Raw genomic sequence first — 18,469 nt, 5'->3', positions numbered from 1 at the left:
TAAGTGCGTTTAAAATAACGTCACTTACGTTTAATTATATGAACTTATCCGTTTTTACGACCTTGGCGATGAAAATACGTCACGATTGTACCAAAAATCATAAAGTAGATCGTATAACGGATAAAGAAGAATATCACACTGACAATAACAGTAATCACACCAGCAACATTTTGAGAAATATGTGCTTGGCTCATTTGAATACCGTAATAAACCGGACCTGCAAAAATAAGTAGAATAAGGTTTAGCAAGAAGAGTCCGATTAAGAATGGTAAAAATGTTTTTTGTCCATTTTTAATGCCATGCCATGCTGTTTTCATATTATCGCGGATTTTTGCTTCCGGATTTTTAATAAATGCGGTAATAAAATTAATCATAAATATTGCAATAAATAGTGTGTAAATACTAGAAATAATCGCAATAATGAATAATGCCATCATCTGAGAAAAATCATTGGATACAAATGACCCGAATAATTGACGTAATCCCATTGAGATGAAGTAGTCAATCACAACAAACACAACTAAGAATAGACATGTCATTAATCCTACTAAAAGGCTTTTACGCCACACTTTCCCTTTGAAAGTCTCAAATAATGTTGACCATTTAAGGGATGCTTGCTCAGTGATCGCACGATAGATTGAGCGAATACTTCCTGTGAAAAGTGGGAAAGTAATCATTAAGAAAATCAATACGATTAAGACGAGTGCACTAAGCGTCACTAAAATAAGCTTAGTCATATTGCCTTGTCCGGTAAATAGGGATACTGCCCATAAGTTAAAAATGAGCCCCAATGGAAGTGCTGATACACTTAATAGTAGTAACATCAATAAGAAATTGATTAAATTCATGCTGTATAATTTTTTGCGCTGTGATTTTGTATGTTCTAAAAATAAAGTTAAAAACTTAAACAAAAGTGAGCACTCCTTTCGACATATACTCCACCTTATCAAAAAAGCAGCTATTTGCAAATCAATATGGTAAATGATCATATGTTATGATTAAATTTTTTGGCTAAGAGGTTTTATCGCACAGATAGTCTAATTATGTTATAACAATAGTAAGAAATCTATTTGTGTACCATGACAAATAAAATTTTTAACAACGGATAAGAAATAACTTTAATTTTGATACATAACTTTAAATTGAGAGGTCGTCACATGGCTGTGCTACTTTCTCATCCATTACATTTAAAGAGATTGTTATGAGGAGGATAACGATGAAAATATCGCGCCCTAAAATTTATGAGGAAATTGCAAATAGATTGATTGAACAAATAGAGAGTGGTGTGTTAAAAGAAGGGGAACGTTTACCTTCCATTCAAAAATTGGCAGAAGATTTTGGTGTGAGTAATGCGTCTGTACGTGAGGCCTTAAATGCATTACGAATTATTGGTTTAATAGAGATGAAACACGGTTATGGCACGTTTGTTAAGCAGAAAACACCTCAGCTATTTGATTTTATTAACCAATCATTGACACCTAAAAGGGTTAAAGAAATTTTAGAGCTACGCGAAGTGGTTGAGTTGTCTACAGCAAAGTGTGCGGCTGAACGACGTACTGATGTGATGTTGAAAGAGATGCAACAGGCATTGGATGATATGAAAAACGCGATACATGCTGGTGAATCAGGTGAAGAAGCGGACTTACGTTTTCATCTATTAGTTGCTAAGGCAGCAGATAATCAATTGTTGTATGAGTTATTGCATAATATTTCTGATTTAATCCAACAAACGATGAAGGGGACTCGACATATCTACTTGTATAGTCGACAAAAGACGATGACGCGATTATTTCAAGAGCACACAGCTATTCTAGAAGCAATTGAGCATCAAGATGGTGATAGCGCCATGGAAAATATGGCTTCTCATCTTGCAGAAGTTCGTCAAACACTGATAGAACATTATATAGTAGATTAAAGTATTGAATAGATAGGTTTTAAGGGAGGTCATTTTTTGAAAATTGGCTTATATATTGCGCTTGTATGTGGTATTTTATCAGGTGCATGTATCTTTTTTAATGTGGCATTATTTCCATCATTAGTCTTTCCAGTCATTATTGGGATGATAGGGATTATTGCCACTTTATGGATATTACCGAACCCAGATATTAGTCATATGCTGAAATTGGGCGGTGTATTAATTAATATTTTCCCAGTAATTGCAGGATTGATCCAAATTCTTGGATAAATATGATCAAAGGATAGACATAAAAGATATTGATTTCTGTCTTGTACCTTTTGAAAAGCGGTTGTTTGTTAATTAATAAACACTTATAATGAACAAGATAAATATATGATGAAGGAGAATCATATGCCATGGCTGCAGAAACAAATTACTTTTGGCTAAATTGTGGTTATAACAGATGGAATCACAATGAACCGTTAGTAGGACAGACGACTGTCTTTGAATCAGGGGCACAATTTAACCCGACTCAAGGGTTTCGTGCGTTTAAACAAGCACAAGTAGGAGATAAAGTGATTTTTTATCAAGTACAAACAGACGCTGGATTGCTTGGTTGGGGTGAAATCACAAGTGTCACAACGGGTGCGCAAAATAAGATTCATGTACAGTTCAAGTTTAACGAGACATTTAAACCACTCACGACAGAATATTTAAAACGTAGTGAAGCGTTAGAATTTCGCATGAATAATATGAAAGAAACGCTTTTTAATAAAATATCATATGATGAGTTCGAACTCATTAAAGGACTTGGCACAGGTGATGTTACGATTCCACGATATTTCTTTATGGCTGAGACGGATACGTTTGAACCTGAAGCAACATATACCATTTATACGCATACACGTAATGGAATTAAACGCAATGGATACCACCACTATACGCAACTTGAGATTGGTGACCAAATCATTATTTATAATAAGTATATGAATCAATCTATTGTAGGGCGTGCAGAAGTGTCACATCATATACATACGCGTCCACCTGAAGCGGGTAGAACAAATAGTACAGCTATTGAAATACGTTATTTAGAAGATATTCATCCAATCAGTTTGATGACATTGAATAAGCATCCAAAACTTAAAAATCTGTATTTCTTACAAGAGAATGCTAAGCAAGCCATTGCAAGCTTAACACCAACGCAGTATCATGCGATGATGGAAATGAGTGAGAATGATGGCTTAAAAGGACAATTTGAGGCAGTGAAATCAGACTATGAATTGCCTAAGGAAGAAGATGTAAAGCCGTTTATTCTATTATTAGCTGACGACAAGGCTGAAGGACTAAAAGCGGCAGCATCACTTGTTGAGAAAGCAAATGCGACCCCTGTCATGACGGTGGGACATCCTGACTTTATGGAAGAAATGTTATACGGTAGATATTTACCGAATGAAGCGGGTGCACTCTATTATCGTGAAGGATTTATTACGGAATTGATGCCGAAGACGGATCGTCAATATTTGGTGATTGATCAATTTGAACGTATTGATCCGGATATATTCCAGACGTTCATCAATGTATTAGAAGGTTATGAAATGACATTACCACGTTATCAAAAAGATGGCAGTATGGTGAAATGGAGTCGTGAGAAAGATTCATTCTACCGCTTCAACCCAAACTGGCATATCGTGGGCGTGACTTATTTAACACCGCAAGAAGTAAAAGAAAAATATTCGACACAAATGCTAAAATACACACGTATTATTCAAGCCAAAAAATAATAGCAGACATATAGAAGTGGCGTTTTTTGAGTGATCAAGCGTCACTTCTTTTTTATACATTGATTAAAAATATTCAAAAAATTCTTGCGGGTCAATTAGAGTCATAGTATGATATTTGTAATCGCTTACATTTTAAGTGAAGGGGAGAGGTTAAAATTGAATATGAATAAACAACGCATTAAGAGAGATATTAATGTTTGGTATGCATTATTAACACTCGGCATCATGATTGGTGCCATGCTGTTTACAGTCGTTAAGCTAGAGCAGGCACCACACATTCCATTACTTATCGGAACAATGGTGGCGATCATTATTACGATGTGTCACGGTTATGAATGGGATGAAGTGGAAGAGATGATGTATAAGGGAATCAAACACGCTTTGCCGGCCGTGGTCATCATCATGCTTGTCGGTTTAATTATTGGTGCTTGGATAGGCAGTGGTATTGTTGCTGCTATGATTTATTACGGTCTTAAGCTGATTTCGCCAACCTATTTCTTAGCAGTTGTTGTTGTAATCTGTGGTATCGTCGCATTAGCTATCGGTAGTTCATGGTCAACAATGGCAACAGTAGGGGTTGCTTCGATGGGGATTGGTATCAGTATGGGATTATCACCAGGTATGGTAGCAGGTGCTGTTATTTCGGGGTCATATTTCGGTGATAAGATGAGTCCGTTGTCTGATACAACGAACTTAGCTTCCGGATTAACCAATGTCGATTTATTCGATCATATCAAGCATATGTTTTATACAACGATTCCTGGACTGGTCATTAGTTTAATTGCCTTTTTTATATTAGGACAAATGTACGGCAGTGATCACTTAAATCAAGGGCGTATTGATACCATTATGAATGCGATTAATGACTCATTTTTAATCACACCATGGTTATTAGTTGTACCATTAATTGTCATCATTGCAGTTGCGATGAAAGTACCTGCGATTCCAGCTATCGTATTAGGTGTCATTCTTGGCTTCTTTACACAAATATTTGTGCAAGGTGATTCATTAGCAACAGCAGTACAATCATTGCAAACGGGTTATGTTTTAGAGTCTGGTAACGATACGATTGATGAGTTATTCAACCGTGGTGGTTTAGAGTCTATGTTCTACACAATATCATTGACACTCGTTGCTATGACATTCGGTGGACTTCTAGAATATTCAGGTATGTTAAAAGCATTGATTGCTGTTATTTTGAAGTTTGCAAAGAATACAGGTACATTGATTGCCTCTGTTATTGTTTCATGTTTTGGAACAAACTTGTCATGTTCAGAGCAATATATTTCGATTATCGTACCATCACGTATGTATGTTTCAACATTTATAGACAAGGGATTACATCCGAAAAACTTATCTCGTGCACTTGAAGATGGTGGAACGTTAACATCTGTCTTTGTACCTTGGAATACATGTGGTGTGTTTATTTTAACAACATTAAATGTTCATGTGATAGAGTATGCACCATTTGCCATTTTAAATTATGTTGTACCTATCATTTCAATTATTTATGGCTTTATTGGCTTCAAGATTATTCAATTAACAAAAGAAGAAAAGGCTTATTTCCAACAGCAACAAGCCGTAGAATAACATATAAAGTAGATAAGGTTGCGTTATGTTCAATCTGTATTTTAGGAACTCAAATAGGGGGTCTTAGGGTTGGATTTTTAACTTAACCTTGTCTACTTTTTCTTTTCAAGTGCTATCAATTTCTATCCTGTATCTGAAACGTTACAATGAAGATGAGGTGATAAAGATGCCAATTATTTATTATGATCATCAGTGTGTTTATTGTTATAACTATGCGATATGGCTTATTCGACATGGATTACCACGTAGTTATCAATTTGCACCGCTTAAAGGTAATGTTGGTCAAGGATTAGAAGGGAAACATGTAGGTGTTACGACAAGAAACAGTGTCGTATTACAACGTGGAGAAGAACTCACTTTTGAATCAACAGCGATCGTCCATATGTTACGTGCATTAGGTGGCTATAAATGGCTCGCACTTTTATTATGGAGTGTCCCGAAACCGCTTCGTAACTTAGGGTATCGTACCTTTGCGAGTAATCGAGACAAGTTATGGTCAACGACATGGGCAACACCAACTGAAGAAGAAAAAACATTTTTCATAGAATAGTGAGGAAGAAGCAGAATGGCACATAAGATTATTATCATTGGGAGTGCGTCTATGGATTTAACGGTTCAAACGCAAATGATACCAGAACAAGGAGAAACTGTATTAGGAGAAAATTTATTGATGGCGCCTGGTGGAAAAGGCGCGAATCAAGCAGTATCTGCTGCCCGATTAAAGCGTGATCAAGATGTCTATATGATTGGAGCTGTAGGAGACGACGCCTTTGGCAAACAAATATTGGATAACTTACAGCAACATTGCGTCAATACACAATATATGCAAACGGTTGAAGGGGAACATTCTGGAACGGCTCATATTACGTTATTTGAGCAAGATAATCGTATCATTGTTGTACCTGCGGCGAATAATACGATTCTGCCTGAAGTGGTATTACCGATATTACAACAATTTGAACCAGGTGACTTTATCATGATGCAACAAGAGATACCAGAGGAGACCGTTGAAGCTGTGATAGAAGAAGCGGCATTACTTGGTTTGAAAGTTATTTTAAATCCGGCGCCTTATCGACCATTGGATAAGAAGTTACTTGATAAAGTTGCATATTTAACACCCAATGAAAGTGAATGTCGACAGCTGTTTGATGAATCGATGGACGATGCATTAGCGCAACATCCGAATCAACTTATCGTAACACTGGGTGCAGAAGGTGCAGTGTATTTTGATGAGACACGACAAACAGTGCCTGCTTACCCATGTGAAGTCGTTGATACGACAGGTGCCGGTGATACATTTAATGGCGCGCTTGCGGTGGCACTAAGTGAGGGACAATCACTTGAAACAGCAATTCAGTTTGCGAATAGTGCATCTAGCTTTGCGGTAACAGCATTAGGTGCACAAGGTGGTATTCCGACACGTGAAGAGGTTGATGAAGCACTGAATAAATAATAAAAATTCCCCACAATCATGGTTGAATCACCATTGTTGTGGGGATAAGCTTTTTATAAAGATAAATTATTCAGCAATTTCAAGTGCAACTTCCATCATTTGTGTAAATGAGTTTTGACGTTCTTCAGGTGTTGTTGCTTCGTCGCGTAATAAATGGTCAGAAACTGTGAAGATTCCTAACGCTTTTTTACCAGCTTTGATCGCATTTAAGTAAAGACCTGCTGATTCCATTTCTACACCTAGGATACCCATATCAATCCATTTTTGGTTGAAGTCAGCATTTGCATTATAGAATGTGTCTGAAGATAACACATTCCCAACATGTGTACGTGCACCAATGGCATCCGCTTTTTCTTTCGCTTTAACGATTAAGTCAAAATCACCAAGTGGTGCGAAGTTGCCTGGAATTTGGTATTGATCTACAAAGTTTGAATTTGTTGATGCGCCTTGAGCAATGATGATGTCATAAAGTTGAATGTCTTCTTGCATTGCGCCACAAGAACCGATACGGATAATTGTGTCTACATCGAAAAAGTTATATAACTCATATGAATAGATACCGATACTTGGAATCCCCATACCAGAACCCATCACTGAAACTTCTTTCCCTTTGTATGTGCCTGTGTAGCCAAACATATTACGCACGTCATTGAACTGTTCTACATTTTCTAAGAAGTTATCCGCAATATATTTTGCACGTAATGGATCGCCTGGCATTAATACCGTTTTAGCAATTTTTGTTCCGTTTGGTTGAATATGTGGTGTACCTTGTGTCATAACAAACAGCTCCTTGAATAATTTGATTTTATTGGATTACCTTAAAGATAACAGACCTGTCCCTAAATGTCGATTAGAGTTACTATTCGTCTATTGAACAAGGAATGAAACACATAGACAGTTATGTGATTGAATGCTAAGAGCTATATTCACAACTTTGTTAGGTGCTTAATCAAAATATTTACGATTTACAACTCGAAATATTTATCAAATGAAATATAATCAGATATAATAGAATAGAAAAGGCTTACAAAATAAATAAGGAAAAGACATAATCATTTTGTATTCTAGGAAACTGATTGTCAGTGTTTAAGGAACAGAATTCTAAATGCTTCTTTATATAATCTGGATACATGAGACTCCTAAGCGTAATATTTTCAACAGGCCTGTCACGATTCCAACATAATCCAAATGTGATTGTGTTTGTCGTATGGTTCTGTTCAAATACGATGCACATTTGTCTTAACCTTGTTTAAATGTAAAAGAGAGAAGAGGAGAATAATCATGAGAATGGTAGACATTATCGCAAAAAAAAGAGACGGACATGCTTTAACAACGGAAGAGATTAAGTTTTTTGTGAATGGATATACGAATGGTGATATTCCGGATTATCAAATGTCAAGTTTAGCAATGGCAATTTTCTTCCAAGATATGACAGATGAGGAACGTGCAGATTTAACAATGGCAATGGTTGAATCAGGTGATCAAATTGATCTGTCAGATATTAATGGTATCAAAGTAGACAAGCACTCAACAGGTGGTGTAGGTGATACAACAACACTTGTACTTGCACCTTTAGTAGCAGCATTAGATATTCCAGTTGCTAAGATGAGTGGACGTGGCTTAGGTCACACAGGTGGTACGATTGACAAATTAGAAGCAGTTGAAGGCTTCCACGTTGAGATTTCTGAAGATGAGTTTATTAAGTTAGTAAACGAAGATCATCTAGCAGTTATCGGTCAAACAGGTAACTTAACACCTGCGGATAAGAAAATTTATGCGCTACGTGATGTAACAGGTACGGTTAACTCAATTCCGTTAATTGCATCTTCTATTATGAGTAAGAAGATTGCTGCCGGTGCAGATGCGATTGTATTAGATGTTAAAACAGGTAACGGTGCATTCATGAAAACAGTTGAAGATGCAGAACAGTTAGCAAATGCTATGGTAAAAATTGGTAACCAAGTTGGCCGTAACACAATGGCGATTATTTCTGACATGAGTCAACCACTTGGTCGTGCCATTGGTAATGCACTTGAATTAAAAGAAGCGATTGACACATTAAAAGGTGAAGGACCAGAAGACTTAACAGAATTAGTCTTAACACTTGGTTCACAAATGGTCGTATTAGCTGAAAAAGCTGAGACTTTAGATGAAGCACGCGAAATGTTAAAAGGCGTGATCAATAATGGTAAAGCACTTGAGAAATTCAAAGTGTTCTTAAGCAATCAAGGTGGCGATGCATCTGTAGTGGATGATCCATCTAAGTTACCAACAGCACAATACACATTTGAATTACCAGCAAAACAATCTGGTGTTGTATCTGAAATGATCGCAAATGAAATTGGTATTGCGTCTATGATGTTAGGTGCAGGTCGTCAAACAAAAGAAGATACGATTGACTTAGCTGTTGGTCTTGTATTAAACAAAAAAGTCGGTGACAAAGTTGAAGAGGGCGAGTCACTCTTAACCATTTATGCGAACCAAGAAGATGTTGAACAAGTGAAAGAAAAATTATATGATAATATCACAATTAGTGATCATGGAGAAACACCTACATTGATTCACGAGATTATTACGAAATAAAGGATTGAGTATCATGAAATGGATAAGTCGACAACTGTTAGCAATCTTATTTACGGGAGCGGGATATTTACACTTTAAGAGAGAACGTAATTTCAGAAATATTGTACCGCACTATTTACCGTTCAAAAAAGAGATTGTTTGGATAACAGGTGTGATGGAATTGATCTTTGGTATTGGCTTAGCTATAAGAAAACCTGGCTACTGGTTTAAACATGCAATCATTGCATTTTTATGGGCGGTACTTCCAGCAAATATTTATATGGCACGTCATAAACTACCATTGGGTGATAAAGAATTACCTCAATCTGTTTTATATGGTCGACTCCCATTACAATTTGTCTTAATGACATGGATACGAAAACTATAATGATATAAAAAACACGGATGCACATGCACCCGTGTTTTTTTATGATTTTTAACCTATCCCTCACCAAAGACATCGTGCCATTGATCACGTTTATCTAAAAAGGCTTGAGCAATTTCTTTTGCGCCTTCTAATGAGTGAGAAGCTGCCCAACCACATTGTACTTCGTTGCATGCGGGTACTTCTGTGGCATTAAGGACATCTTGAACTGTCTTTTCAATAATGTTTAACACATCTTCATAATCGTCATGGTTGATGAATGATACATAAAAACCAGTTTGGCATCCCATAGGGCTTAAATCTACCACTTTGTCTGAATGGTTACGAATATTTTCGGCCATCAAATGTTCTAATGAGTGGAGCCCAGGCATCTCCATGTGCTCTTTGTTTGGTTGCTTAAAGCGAATATCATATTTATGAATTTCATCCCCGTTGTTACCTGTCATTTTACCGGCTAGGCGGATATAAGGAGCAACCACTTTTGTATGATCTAAGTTAAAACTTTCAACATTCATTTTTGGCATCGTCATAACGCCTCCTTTTTAGTTTATGGTTATTTTATCATATTCATTAAAAAGTGACAGGGGTGTGAATTGAATAATCTAACCATTTACCTGTACCTCCTTTGTTTAAAGGTTGAGAGTAGCGGGTATTATTAATTTTGTAAAGATTTTAGAAAATATTGAAAAAATAGCATGACAAATGGTAACAAATCCGATAGAATGAGTAATAATTAAATATAATTTATCAAGAGTGGTGGAGGGAATTGGCCCAGTGAAACCCTGCAACCTCATCGGAGACGATAAAGGTGCTAAATCCAACAGCAACATGGCTGACAGATAAATGACGTGGACAAGATATTATCAACTTTGTACATATCGCACTTGATAAATAGAGCGTTATTACAAAGTTGATATTTTTTTGAAAGGAGCTTTTTTCATTGATTACAGTAAAACAACAGATCCTAGACTATATAGATAACCATAGGCTGAATTATTTGGACATGAGTCATCAAATACATGAACGCCCAGAATTAGGCAATGAAGAATTATTTGCTTCACGATTATTAATTGATCATTTAAAGCAACATGATTTTGAAGTAACACGAGATATCGCTGGTCATGCGACAGGCTTTATCGCAACTTACCAATCTGAGAAACCAGGCCCAAGAATTGGCTTTTTAGCTGAGTATGATGCATTACCAGGTCTTGGTCACGCTTGTGGTCACAATATTATTGGGACAGCGAGTGTGTTAGCGGGTATCGCTTTAAAACAAGTGGTCGATGAGATTGGTGGTACAGTCGTAGTGTATGGTTGTCCAGCAGAAGAAGGTGGCGAAAATGGCTCTGCAAAAGCATCTTATGTGAAAGAAGGACTCATTGATGTTGATGTGGCATTAATGATTCATCCGGGTAATGAAACCTATCCAACGATTCATACATTAGCCGTTGATGTATTAGATATAAAATTCTTCGGACGTAGTGCACATGCTTCAGAAAATGCATATGAAGCACGCAATGCGCTAGATGCAATGCTCAGTTTCTTTAATGGTGTGGCACAATTACGTCAACATATTCAACCTTCTGAACGTGTTCATGGCGTGATATTAGATGGTGGTAAGGCTGCGAATATTATTCCTGACTTTACTCATGCGCGTTTCTATACAAGGGGGACAACGCGTAAGTCCTTGGACATCTTAACGGAGCGTGTGCATGACATTGCTAAAGGGGCGGCATTACAAACAGGCTGTAATTACGAATTTGGTCCAATTCAAAATGGTGTAAATGAGTTTATTAAATCTCCATTATTAGATAAATTATTCGAAAAGTATGCCACAGAACTTGGAGAAGAAGTCAGTCACGATGACTTTGGATTTGGTTCAACAGATACAGGTAACGTGAGTCATGTCGTGCCTACGATTCATCCTCATGTAAAAATAGGACCTCGTAGTTTAGTGGGACACACACATCGTTTTAGAGAAGCAGCAGCAAGTCCAATGGGCGACAAGGCGTTAATTAAAGGGGCAAAAATTATTGCGTTGATGGGCGCGAAGTTAATTCAAGATCCAGCGCAACTCGAGAAAATACAACAAGAACATCAATTGTTAAGGGAGCATTTATTATGACCAATGTAAAAAATAGTCATTCATATTTAACAATGGCTGAGTTGTATTCTAATGATGTCGTATACTCATCTCGACCTTCATATATTTCTAATCCATGGTTAGAACCAGATGAACACCAATCAAACTTCTTGTCAGCGAGAGAACTGCTCATCGCTAACATGCCAGTCATCGTACACGAAGCAAGTGTGACAGATAAGTTAGCACAATTATTTGAATTGGTTCATCGCAGTATTCCAGATAATTTATATTATTTTAAAGACCAATCTTCATATGAGTCACTATTACAACGTTTAACCTTAGAAGAAGACCGAAAAATTTATTTCCAATATGTGCATGGTGAAGATATTGTACCAGCAGATAAGTATGCGATGAATAAGCAAACGTTTATTGATTTGAACAATAAATCCAAAATACCAGAATGGACTAATGGTAAGTATTTACCAAAGCGTGAAGTCGTGCCATTTAAAGCGTTTGAAGATGCGGTACGTGAATGGGAACTACCCGTTGTCATTAAGCCGGGTGATGATCTACCGACAGCCGGTGGATATGGTGTCATGATTTGCTATACGCAAGAAGAACTTGAAAAGGCAATTGAACGTGTGAAAAAGGCTGAAGCAGCTACGGACACATTGATTATTGAACAGTGCATTGATGTGGTGGATAATTATTGCGTGCAGTTTGCCAAACATCCAGACAAAGGTATTCTTTATCTTGGAGCGGCAAAACAATTGACGAATGCGTATGGTTTTTATCAAGGAAATATCAACGCACAACATGTACCACAAACGGTCATTGATGCAGGACGTGCATTGATGGAAAGAGCAGTTGAAGAAGGCTTTATCGGTGTGGCAGGATTTGATTTGTTGGAAGACGCAGATGGTGAAGTATATGCGATTGATTTAAACTATCGACAAAATGGCTCTACAAGTATGTTGTTATTGGCTGATTGTTTAGAAGGTGACTATCATAAGTTTTACAGCTATGTCGCAAATGGAGATAATGAGCGTTTTCATGAAGCAATTAAAACATTCATTAAAAAAGGTGTTCTTTTCCCATTATCATACTATGATGGTGACTGGTATACAGATCAACATGTAGATTCACGTTTTGGTTGTATTTGGCATGCAGAAAGTGAAGCGGATATTGAAGAATATGAACAGGAATTTCTGGAGGCAGCAGGACTTAAGAACTAACGAGTATGTCATTATGTTGAGTAGATAGAAATGCCGGCTGAATTGTGGATGTACTTTTCATCATTTCGTCCTGTCAGTGTTCGAGCAACAGGGGTTACGGCAGAATTTTGCAATTCGATAAAATCCAAAAGTGATTCTACCTTGTTGTTTCGATACTGCTCAAACCCAAAGTGCGCCTCTCACAATCTCGTGCTGTCAGTGTTCGATAAGCAGAATTCTCAGCAGAACTTCACAGTTCTTCAAAATCTGAGAAACGATTTTGATCGCTGCTTGAGTTCTGTTCAAATTCTAAGCGCTTCTCTTACAACCTCGTTCACCTATGTTATCTGTATAAAGTATGTTATAGTCTAACTAAATAGGGACGTCATCAAGCTATCGTTTTTTTATTTAGATAGCTACATCGTTGGAGTGATGAAAGAAGACTTCGACACATTGACGGAATCATCGGTGTCATTTATAGTCGATGATGAGAATTTACAAGTGGAGGGCTATCGCATGACTTATAAAAGCGAACGTTTTTATAAAGACATCTTAACGAACGAACAGTTTTTTATCGCAGTTAAAGACAAAAAAATCATTAAGCATACGTATCGAGATCGTCCGTACTTCTGTTTTTGGACACGTGAATCATTTGCAACAGAGTACTTAGAGAAGTTTGATGTGGCTTACGATAAAATTATCACAATGGATATCGATCGTTTTGCAACGTACGAGTTAGATGAAATGTTCGATCAAGAAGATGAAGCTTTAGTAAATGTAACAGATAAGGCGGCTGGGCATGAGATTAAAATCGTAGAAGCTGTCAATGATATTATGACGGATTTGGATAATATTCGTATTCGTGAATTTGTTCAAGACGTCGCAAAATCAGATACTGTTTATGGTTTAACACAAAAAGGAATGAAGCATTTTGCGGTTGTTTATGATGAGAATGACAACTTTGAACAATCACACTTCATGCCTGTATGGAGTTTGAGTAAACGTGCTGAAAGAGTCGCTGAAGAAGACTTTGAATCATTTGAATTAATTGATGTAGAAGGCGAAGTGTTTGCGGAGTGGCTTGATGAGTTACGCGATGACAATCGTTACGTAGCCATTGATGTGAAACCAGGTGTTGTCGGCACAATTGTTTCAGCTCAAAAATTAGCAAATGAACTAACGTTTTAAATAATAAAAAGTGGGAAAACGACCTTATCAAAAGGTATGTTTTCCCACTTTTTTATAGATATAATGTTCCGAGTGCACCTGAAAATGCACCATTATCTAAATAGTGTGGTTTGAAGCCACGTAAAATCGTATAGTCTGTCACAACTTGTTGAAGTAATGGATTGTTATGGAATGATGACCCGATATATACGACATCTTCAGCTGCATGTTCACGTGCAACGTGGATTGAAACGGTTGTCACACTTTCACCTACAACGCCCATTACAGAGGCAAGCTTATCGGCATCTGTAAAAGTTTTATCCAAGTTATGGAGGACATGTCCAAAGTTTGCGGCAGTTAATTCACCTGAAATCGGTGGCGTATCATTTTTATAGATATGTTTTACTTTTAAATCAATAATATCTCGATCTCCATCTTGAGCAAGATTTGTTAAAGTTTCATAGTCATCAATTTCAGTGAGGAGATAACCTAAACCACGAATCATGCCACCACCTGTACCAATACCACCAACACGTTGTTGACCTGAAGCATCAGACAAGTGAATAGATGTGCCTGTTCCTACATTTGTGAAAATATAGCGATCAAGTTGTGTTCCTTGTTCTTTTAGTAAAATTTGTATGCCCTTTGCAGCAGCATCAAATTCGATATAGGTTTTGGCATCACAGTTTAGCATGTCATGTAACATTTTTGCCTTACCACCTGTGATATGGATATCTTCGCATGGTTGGTCATTGAGCCATGCTGCAACTTCTTCTAGTTGTGTAGACAGATAAGTTTGGTACTTGCGCTGGTCATCTTGTTCAATGACCATTTTGATCAATGTCCCACCCGCATCAATACCGATTCGCATTAAGCGTCACCTCTTTATTTATATTTACATATACATATTAAATGAATTTGTTGTAAATGGATAGTATCAATTACTCTGATGTTATACCTTTTGCAATGGAAGTAATAAATGTATCAATATCTAAATTTTGCGAGCATCAATACGATGAAGTCAGAGACTAAATTGGCTATAATATTTTCATCTTCTGTTTTTATAATGTTATGTTTAACGGTTTTTAATGGCATTGTAACTATGTATAGTATTATTAGCCTAAATATTTTCAATAGGAATATTCCAGAACTAGCAGCATTTAACCTTATTAATTTGTTATTTCCTTATTTAGTGTGGGTTGTTTTATATATAGTGTCGAAATTAACTCTAAAATCATCGATAATATGGGTTATCTTAGTGGATATCGTTAATTTAGCAATAGATTTACTTGTTATTCAATTAGTAGAAGTACTAAAAACTCTTATGTTAGGGGTAGGTACTCTTAAACAAAATTAAAGATATGTTGAACTTTGTTAAAAATATGTTAACATGTCATTGTAAAAGTTAAAGGAGATTATAATTGATGACTGATAAAAAAATACCGGAATGGTTATTGTCTCTTGAAAATGAAGACATAGAATTTATTAAACAATTCATTCTTTCATCTGGTTCATTAAAAGATATAGCAAAATTTTATGGAGTATCTTATCCTACAGTTCGTTTAAGATTGAATAATTTAATTCAAAAATTAAATATTGTGGATCGACAAAATGAAAGTGATTTTGTTAAATATATTAAACATCTAGCTATTGAAGATAAAATATCTCTGTCGGATGCTAAGAAAATCATTGATCTATACAATACTGAAAAGAAAGGTTAAATTTAAATGAATGAAATAATAACTATAGTTATACTTATTATTATGTTAGCAACACAGTATTATCTTTCGTCTTCAACTAATAAATACCTAGGTCTAATAATTCCTATTGTTTTTAGTGGATTTGTTATATTTATGTTGGTTACTGATAGGTTAGGGATAATAACATCATTAGTTCTCTTGGTATTAGGTCTAATATTTTTATTAGAGCAATGGTATAAAGGTCAAAAAAATAACAAGAGGAAAATGAATAAAGAACTTACAAAAATGAAAAGCAAAGATTTATAAAAAAAAACAAAAGGGGTTGAGACATAATAAATTGTACTCTGGGGAACCAATAAACGGTGTCCCAACCTCTTTTGTTTCTCCTTTTTCTGATTAGCAAAAGATTTTAATTAGTAGAAATTGAGTATGTTTAAATACACCTCAAAATTAGATTTATTAATCTAATTTTGAGGTGTATTTTTATGGTTCTCTGTCAAATAGAATTAGAAAATGTTGAACAGTTCTGTTGTAGTGCTCCTATGAGGGTAATTAGATATGTGGCGAACAATAATAAGGTGTAGGCATTTATCAATCAACTTCTACACGCAATTCGATAAAATCAAAAAACAATTTTTCTTATTGCTCCGATTCTGTTCGAATTCTAAGCTTTTCTCTCACAACCTCGTAATGTCAGTGTTCAAGAAGCAGAATTCTCAACAGAACTTCACAGCTCTTCAAAATCTGTGAATAGATTTTGATCGCTGCTCTAGTTCTGTTCGAATTCTAAACGCTTCTCTCACAACCTCGTTACTACATTTCTTTGTTTTTTTCGCGTTCTTCAATGGTTTTAGAGAAGTCTTTTTCATCTTCAATGTGTGTCATTTGGAAATGTTCCGTCGGTTCACGATGTAGTGCACGCATTAAAGAGAAAATCATTAGCAATAGAATAATTGAGAAAGGTAATCCTGTTACTACAGACGCGGTTTGTAAACTTGTGAGTCCACCGGCAACAGTAAGTGCTAGTGAAATACCACCAATTAAAAGCCCCCATACAAGTTTGTGTTTACGCTTAGGGTTTTCCACACCGCCCGTTGCCATACCTGAAACGATATGTGTTGTAGAGTCGGCGCTCGTCACGATAAATGTGAAAATCAAGATAATCGCTAAGCCGCTTGTTACTTCATATAAAGGGAAGTTACGTAATAATTCAAACAGTGCGACTGTATAATCTTTGTCGACAACTTGTGCGATATTTGAATTTTTGTGTAGTGCCCAGTTAATGGCTGTTCCACCAAAGCCTGCAATCCATGTGAATGAGATTAATGGTGGGATAATAAGTACACCCACAACAAACTCACGAATGGTACGACCACGAGAAACACGTGCGACGAAACCACCAATGAATGGCGACCAAGAGATAACCCAAGCCCAATAGAAGACTGTCCACTGTTGAATCCAACTGTTATCGCCAGTATACGGATCAATACGAAGACTATAAGTGACAAAGTGAGAAATATAATCTCCAATAGATACAGTAAATGTTTCAACAATAAAACGTAAATCACCAAAAATAAAGATAAAGATGAGTAATGCTGCACCGATAATGATATTTAAATTACTCAACCATTTTACACCACGTTCAATACCGGTTAATGCAGAACTTAAAAAGATACCTGTCATAAGTACTGTTATCACAATGAGTGTAATGGTGTTGTTCGGAACATGAAAGACATGATTTAAGCCACCTGCAATTTGTAAAATACCTAAACCGATAGAAGTGGCAATCCCCATCACTGTAGCAATAATCGCAAGGATATCAATCACATTTCGGTATGGTCGGCGATAGGTTTCCCCGAATACGGGTTCCATTGCGGTAGAAATAAGACCGTCACGCTGTTTTCGGAATTGGAAGTACGCAACAATTAAACCACTCATGGCAAAAATAGACCATTGTGAAATACCCCAGTGGAAGAAGGTATATCCCATTGCTAAGCGAGCAGATTCAACGGATTCTCCTTTGACACTATTTGGAAATGGAGAGTGTAAATAATGTGTTAATGGTTCGGCAACACCCCAGAACACAATCCCAACACCAAGACCTGCAGAGAACAACATGCCAATCCATGAAATAAATGAGAATTCCGGTTCTCCATCATCGGGTCCTAATTTAAATCGGCCGTAACGTGAAGCGGCAAGGAAAATTAAAAAGATATCTAAGACAAATACAATAATGAGGAAAAGCCATCCAAAATTAATGGATAAAAAGTCATAAACATGTTGCGCATAGTTACCAAAGCCTTTTGGGAAGACGGCAGCTATGAGCGTCATAAGTAAGATAATAGAGAAAGCGACAGTATAAACAATATTACGATGCTTTTTCTTTTTTGATAATGATTGTTTCATAGTTTCCCCTTTCAAATTTAAAAAAATCATAGAGATAAGACATCGTTTATTGATACTTTAGGCATTTTAAAAATGATGTACCAAAAGTATGATTTCTGACATAACTGGCACAATATGAGTAAATTGTAAAATGATTTATGATATATCATGCAGTATGTTGAAATTTTAAATAATTTGTCCAACCCCAATGTGCGTTTACTTATTATAGGTGTGAAAAAATACCATTTTGCG

The 18,469-nt window shown here is 36.3% G+C and carries 17 protein-coding genes and 1 riboswitch; of the genes, 12 read left to right on the top strand and 5 right to left on the bottom strand.

Annotated features, from left to right (window positions below):
- Positions 1-44 precede the first annotated feature (44 nt).
- The gene (locus tag MUA88_RS08620) at positions 45-911 is read right to left on the bottom strand and encodes a lytic transglycosylase (protein WP_262603767.1); all 867 of its coding nucleotides are present in this window, start codon (positions 909-911) and stop codon (positions 45-47) included.
- Positions 912-1,216: 305 nt separating this feature from the next.
- Between MUA88_RS08620 and MUA88_RS08615 the strand changes: the two genes are divergently transcribed.
- From MUA88_RS08615 to rbsK, 6 genes are all read left to right on the top strand, one after another.
- Positions 1,217-1,915, top strand: coding sequence for a FadR/GntR family transcriptional regulator (locus MUA88_RS08615; RefSeq protein WP_262603766.1), 699 nt, complete (start codon positions 1,217-1,219; stop codon positions 1,913-1,915).
- Between the two features lie 36 nt (positions 1,916-1,951).
- Positions 1,952-2,185: a hypothetical protein gene (locus MUA88_RS08610; RefSeq protein WP_262605403.1), complete on the top strand. Its 234-nt coding sequence runs from the start codon at positions 1,952-1,954 to the stop codon at positions 2,183-2,185.
- Between the two features lie 128 nt (positions 2,186-2,313).
- Complete coding sequence (locus tag MUA88_RS08605) at positions 2,314-3,678, top strand: EVE domain-containing protein (RefSeq protein WP_262603764.1); 1,365 nt, start codon at positions 2,314-2,316, stop codon at positions 3,676-3,678.
- A 162-nt stretch (positions 3,679-3,840) separates the two neighbouring features.
- Positions 3,841-5,268, top strand: coding sequence for a Na+/H+ antiporter NhaC (nhaC, locus tag MUA88_RS08600; RefSeq protein ID WP_262605156.1), 1,428 nt, complete (start codon positions 3,841-3,843; stop codon positions 5,266-5,268).
- A 166-nt stretch (positions 5,269-5,434) separates the two neighbouring features.
- Positions 5,435-5,818: a thiol-disulfide oxidoreductase DCC family protein gene (locus tag MUA88_RS08595; protein ID WP_262603763.1), complete on the top strand. Its 384-nt coding sequence runs from the start codon at positions 5,435-5,437 to the stop codon at positions 5,816-5,818.
- 15 nt (positions 5,819-5,833) lie between these two features.
- Positions 5,834-6,721 (top strand): ribokinase, encoded by an 888-nt coding sequence (gene rbsK / locus MUA88_RS08590; RefSeq protein WP_262605402.1) that lies wholly within the window; start codon positions 5,834-5,836, stop codon positions 6,719-6,721.
- A 66-nt stretch (positions 6,722-6,787) separates the two neighbouring features.
- On the opposite strand, the gene deoD is transcribed toward rbsK, so the two are convergent.
- Positions 6,788-7,498 carry a purine-nucleoside phosphorylase gene (gene deoD / locus MUA88_RS08585; RefSeq protein ID WP_262603761.1) on the bottom strand — a complete coding sequence of 237 codons (711 nt, stop codon included), beginning with the start codon at positions 7,496-7,498 and terminating at the stop codon, positions 6,788-6,790.
- Positions 7,499-8,002: 504 nt separating this feature from the next.
- Here deoD and MUA88_RS08580 point away from each other — a divergent pair.
- Both MUA88_RS08580 and MUA88_RS08575 read left to right on the top strand, forming a co-directional pair.
- Complete coding sequence (locus tag MUA88_RS08580; protein WP_262603760.1) at positions 8,003-9,304, top strand: pyrimidine-nucleoside phosphorylase; 1,302 nt, start codon at positions 8,003-8,005, stop codon at positions 9,302-9,304.
- A gap of 13 nt (positions 9,305-9,317) precedes the next feature.
- Complete coding sequence (locus tag MUA88_RS08575; protein ID WP_262603759.1) at positions 9,318-9,671, top strand: DoxX family protein; 354 nt, start codon at positions 9,318-9,320, stop codon at positions 9,669-9,671.
- A 53-nt stretch (positions 9,672-9,724) separates the two neighbouring features.
- On the opposite strand, the gene MUA88_RS08570 is transcribed toward MUA88_RS08575, so the two are convergent.
- A complete protein-coding gene (locus tag MUA88_RS08570) occupies positions 9,725-10,192 on the bottom strand; it encodes an S-ribosylhomocysteine lyase (RefSeq protein ID WP_262603758.1) in 468 nt (155 codons plus the stop codon).
- Between the two features lie 217 nt (positions 10,193-10,409).
- A riboswitch (SAM riboswitch) is annotated at positions 10,410-10,514 on the top strand.
- Positions 10,515-10,611: 97 nt separating this feature from the next.
- On the opposite strand from MUA88_RS08570, the gene MUA88_RS08565 reads away from it, so the two are divergent.
- The 3 genes from MUA88_RS08565 to MUA88_RS08555 all read left to right on the top strand — a co-directional run bounded on the left by MUA88_RS08565 (position 10,612) and on the right by MUA88_RS08555 (position 14,153).
- Positions 10,612-11,793, top strand: a complete 1,182-nt coding sequence (locus tag MUA88_RS08565) for a M20 family metallopeptidase (protein ID WP_262605155.1) — start codon at positions 10,612-10,614, stop codon at positions 11,791-11,793.
- Positions 11,790-12,986 (top strand): L-aspartate--L-methionine ligase LdmS, encoded by a 1,197-nt coding sequence (ldmS, locus tag MUA88_RS08560; RefSeq protein WP_262603757.1) that lies wholly within the window; start codon positions 11,790-11,792, stop codon positions 12,984-12,986. Before MUA88_RS08565 ends, ldmS begins: the two co-directional genes overlap by 4 nt.
- A gap of 495 nt (positions 12,987-13,481) precedes the next feature.
- Positions 13,482-14,153 (top strand): DUF2750 domain-containing protein, encoded by a 672-nt coding sequence (locus MUA88_RS08555; RefSeq protein ID WP_262605154.1) that lies wholly within the window; start codon positions 13,482-13,484, stop codon positions 14,151-14,153.
- 52 nt (positions 14,154-14,205) lie between these two features.
- Here MUA88_RS08555 and coaW read toward each other — a convergent pair whose 3' ends face one another.
- Positions 14,206-15,003, bottom strand: coding sequence for a type II pantothenate kinase (gene coaW / locus MUA88_RS08550; RefSeq protein WP_262603756.1), 798 nt, complete (start codon positions 15,001-15,003; stop codon positions 14,206-14,208).
- Positions 15,004-15,556: 553 nt separating this feature from the next.
- On the opposite strand from coaW, the gene MUA88_RS08545 reads away from it, so the two are divergent.
- A complete protein-coding gene (locus MUA88_RS08545) occupies positions 15,557-15,853 on the top strand; it encodes a DUF2089 family protein (protein WP_262603755.1) in 297 nt (98 codons plus the stop codon).
- A 792-nt stretch (positions 15,854-16,645) separates the two neighbouring features.
- Here MUA88_RS08545 and MUA88_RS08540 read toward each other — a convergent pair.
- Positions 16,646-18,238 (bottom strand): BCCT family transporter, encoded by a 1,593-nt coding sequence (locus tag MUA88_RS08540; RefSeq protein WP_262605401.1) that lies wholly within the window; start codon positions 18,236-18,238, stop codon positions 16,646-16,648.
- Positions 18,239-18,469 lie beyond the last annotated feature (231 nt).

The organism is Staphylococcus sp. IVB6240, assembly GCF_025558425.1.
In the GTDB taxonomy this organism is placed as follows: Bacteria; Bacillota; Bacilli; order Staphylococcales; family Staphylococcaceae; genus Staphylococcus.
Note: the sequence above shows the minus strand (reverse complement) of the source record. Positions and strands in the feature narration are given on the sequence as shown.

Excerpts from the sequence above, each read along its gene's own strand:
- MUA88_RS08545 (WP_262603755.1), top strand. The coding sequence starts at position 15,557 with ATGACTGATAAAAAAATACCGGAATGGTTATTGTCTCTTGAAAATGAA.
- deoD (WP_262603761.1), bottom strand. The coding sequence starts at position 7,498 with ATGACACAAGGTACACCACATATTCAACCAAACGGAACAAAAATTGCT.
- ldmS (WP_262603757.1), top strand. The coding sequence starts at position 11,790 with ATGACCAATGTAAAAAATAGTCATTCATATTTAACAATGGCTGAGTTG.
- rbsK (WP_262605402.1), top strand. The coding sequence starts at position 5,834 with ATGGCACATAAGATTATTATCATTGGGAGTGCGTCTATGGATTTAACG.
- coaW (WP_262603756.1), bottom strand. The coding sequence starts at position 15,003 with ATGCGAATCGGTATTGATGCGGGTGGGACATTGATCAAAATGGTCATT.
- MUA88_RS08575 (WP_262603759.1), top strand. The coding sequence starts at position 9,318 with ATGAAATGGATAAGTCGACAACTGTTAGCAATCTTATTTACGGGAGCG.
- MUA88_RS08595 (WP_262603763.1), top strand. The coding sequence starts at position 5,435 with ATGCCAATTATTTATTATGATCATCAGTGTGTTTATTGTTATAACTAT.
- MUA88_RS08555 (WP_262605154.1), top strand. The coding sequence starts at position 13,482 with ATGACTTATAAAAGCGAACGTTTTTATAAAGACATCTTAACGAACGAA.
- MUA88_RS08540 (WP_262605401.1), bottom strand. The coding sequence starts at position 18,238 with ATGAAACAATCATTATCAAAAAAGAAAAAGCATCGTAATATTGTTTAT.
- MUA88_RS08605 (WP_262603764.1), top strand. The coding sequence starts at position 2,314 with ATGGCTGCAGAAACAAATTACTTTTGGCTAAATTGTGGTTATAACAGA.
- MUA88_RS08580 (WP_262603760.1), top strand. The coding sequence starts at position 8,003 with ATGAGAATGGTAGACATTATCGCAAAAAAAAGAGACGGACATGCTTTA.
- nhaC (WP_262605156.1), top strand. The coding sequence starts at position 3,841 with ATGAATAAACAACGCATTAAGAGAGATATTAATGTTTGGTATGCATTA.
- MUA88_RS08570 (WP_262603758.1), bottom strand. The coding sequence starts at position 10,192 with ATGCCAAAAATGAATGTTGAAAGTTTTAACTTAGATCATACAAAAGTG.
- MUA88_RS08615 (WP_262603766.1), top strand. The coding sequence starts at position 1,217 with ATGAAAATATCGCGCCCTAAAATTTATGAGGAAATTGCAAATAGATTG.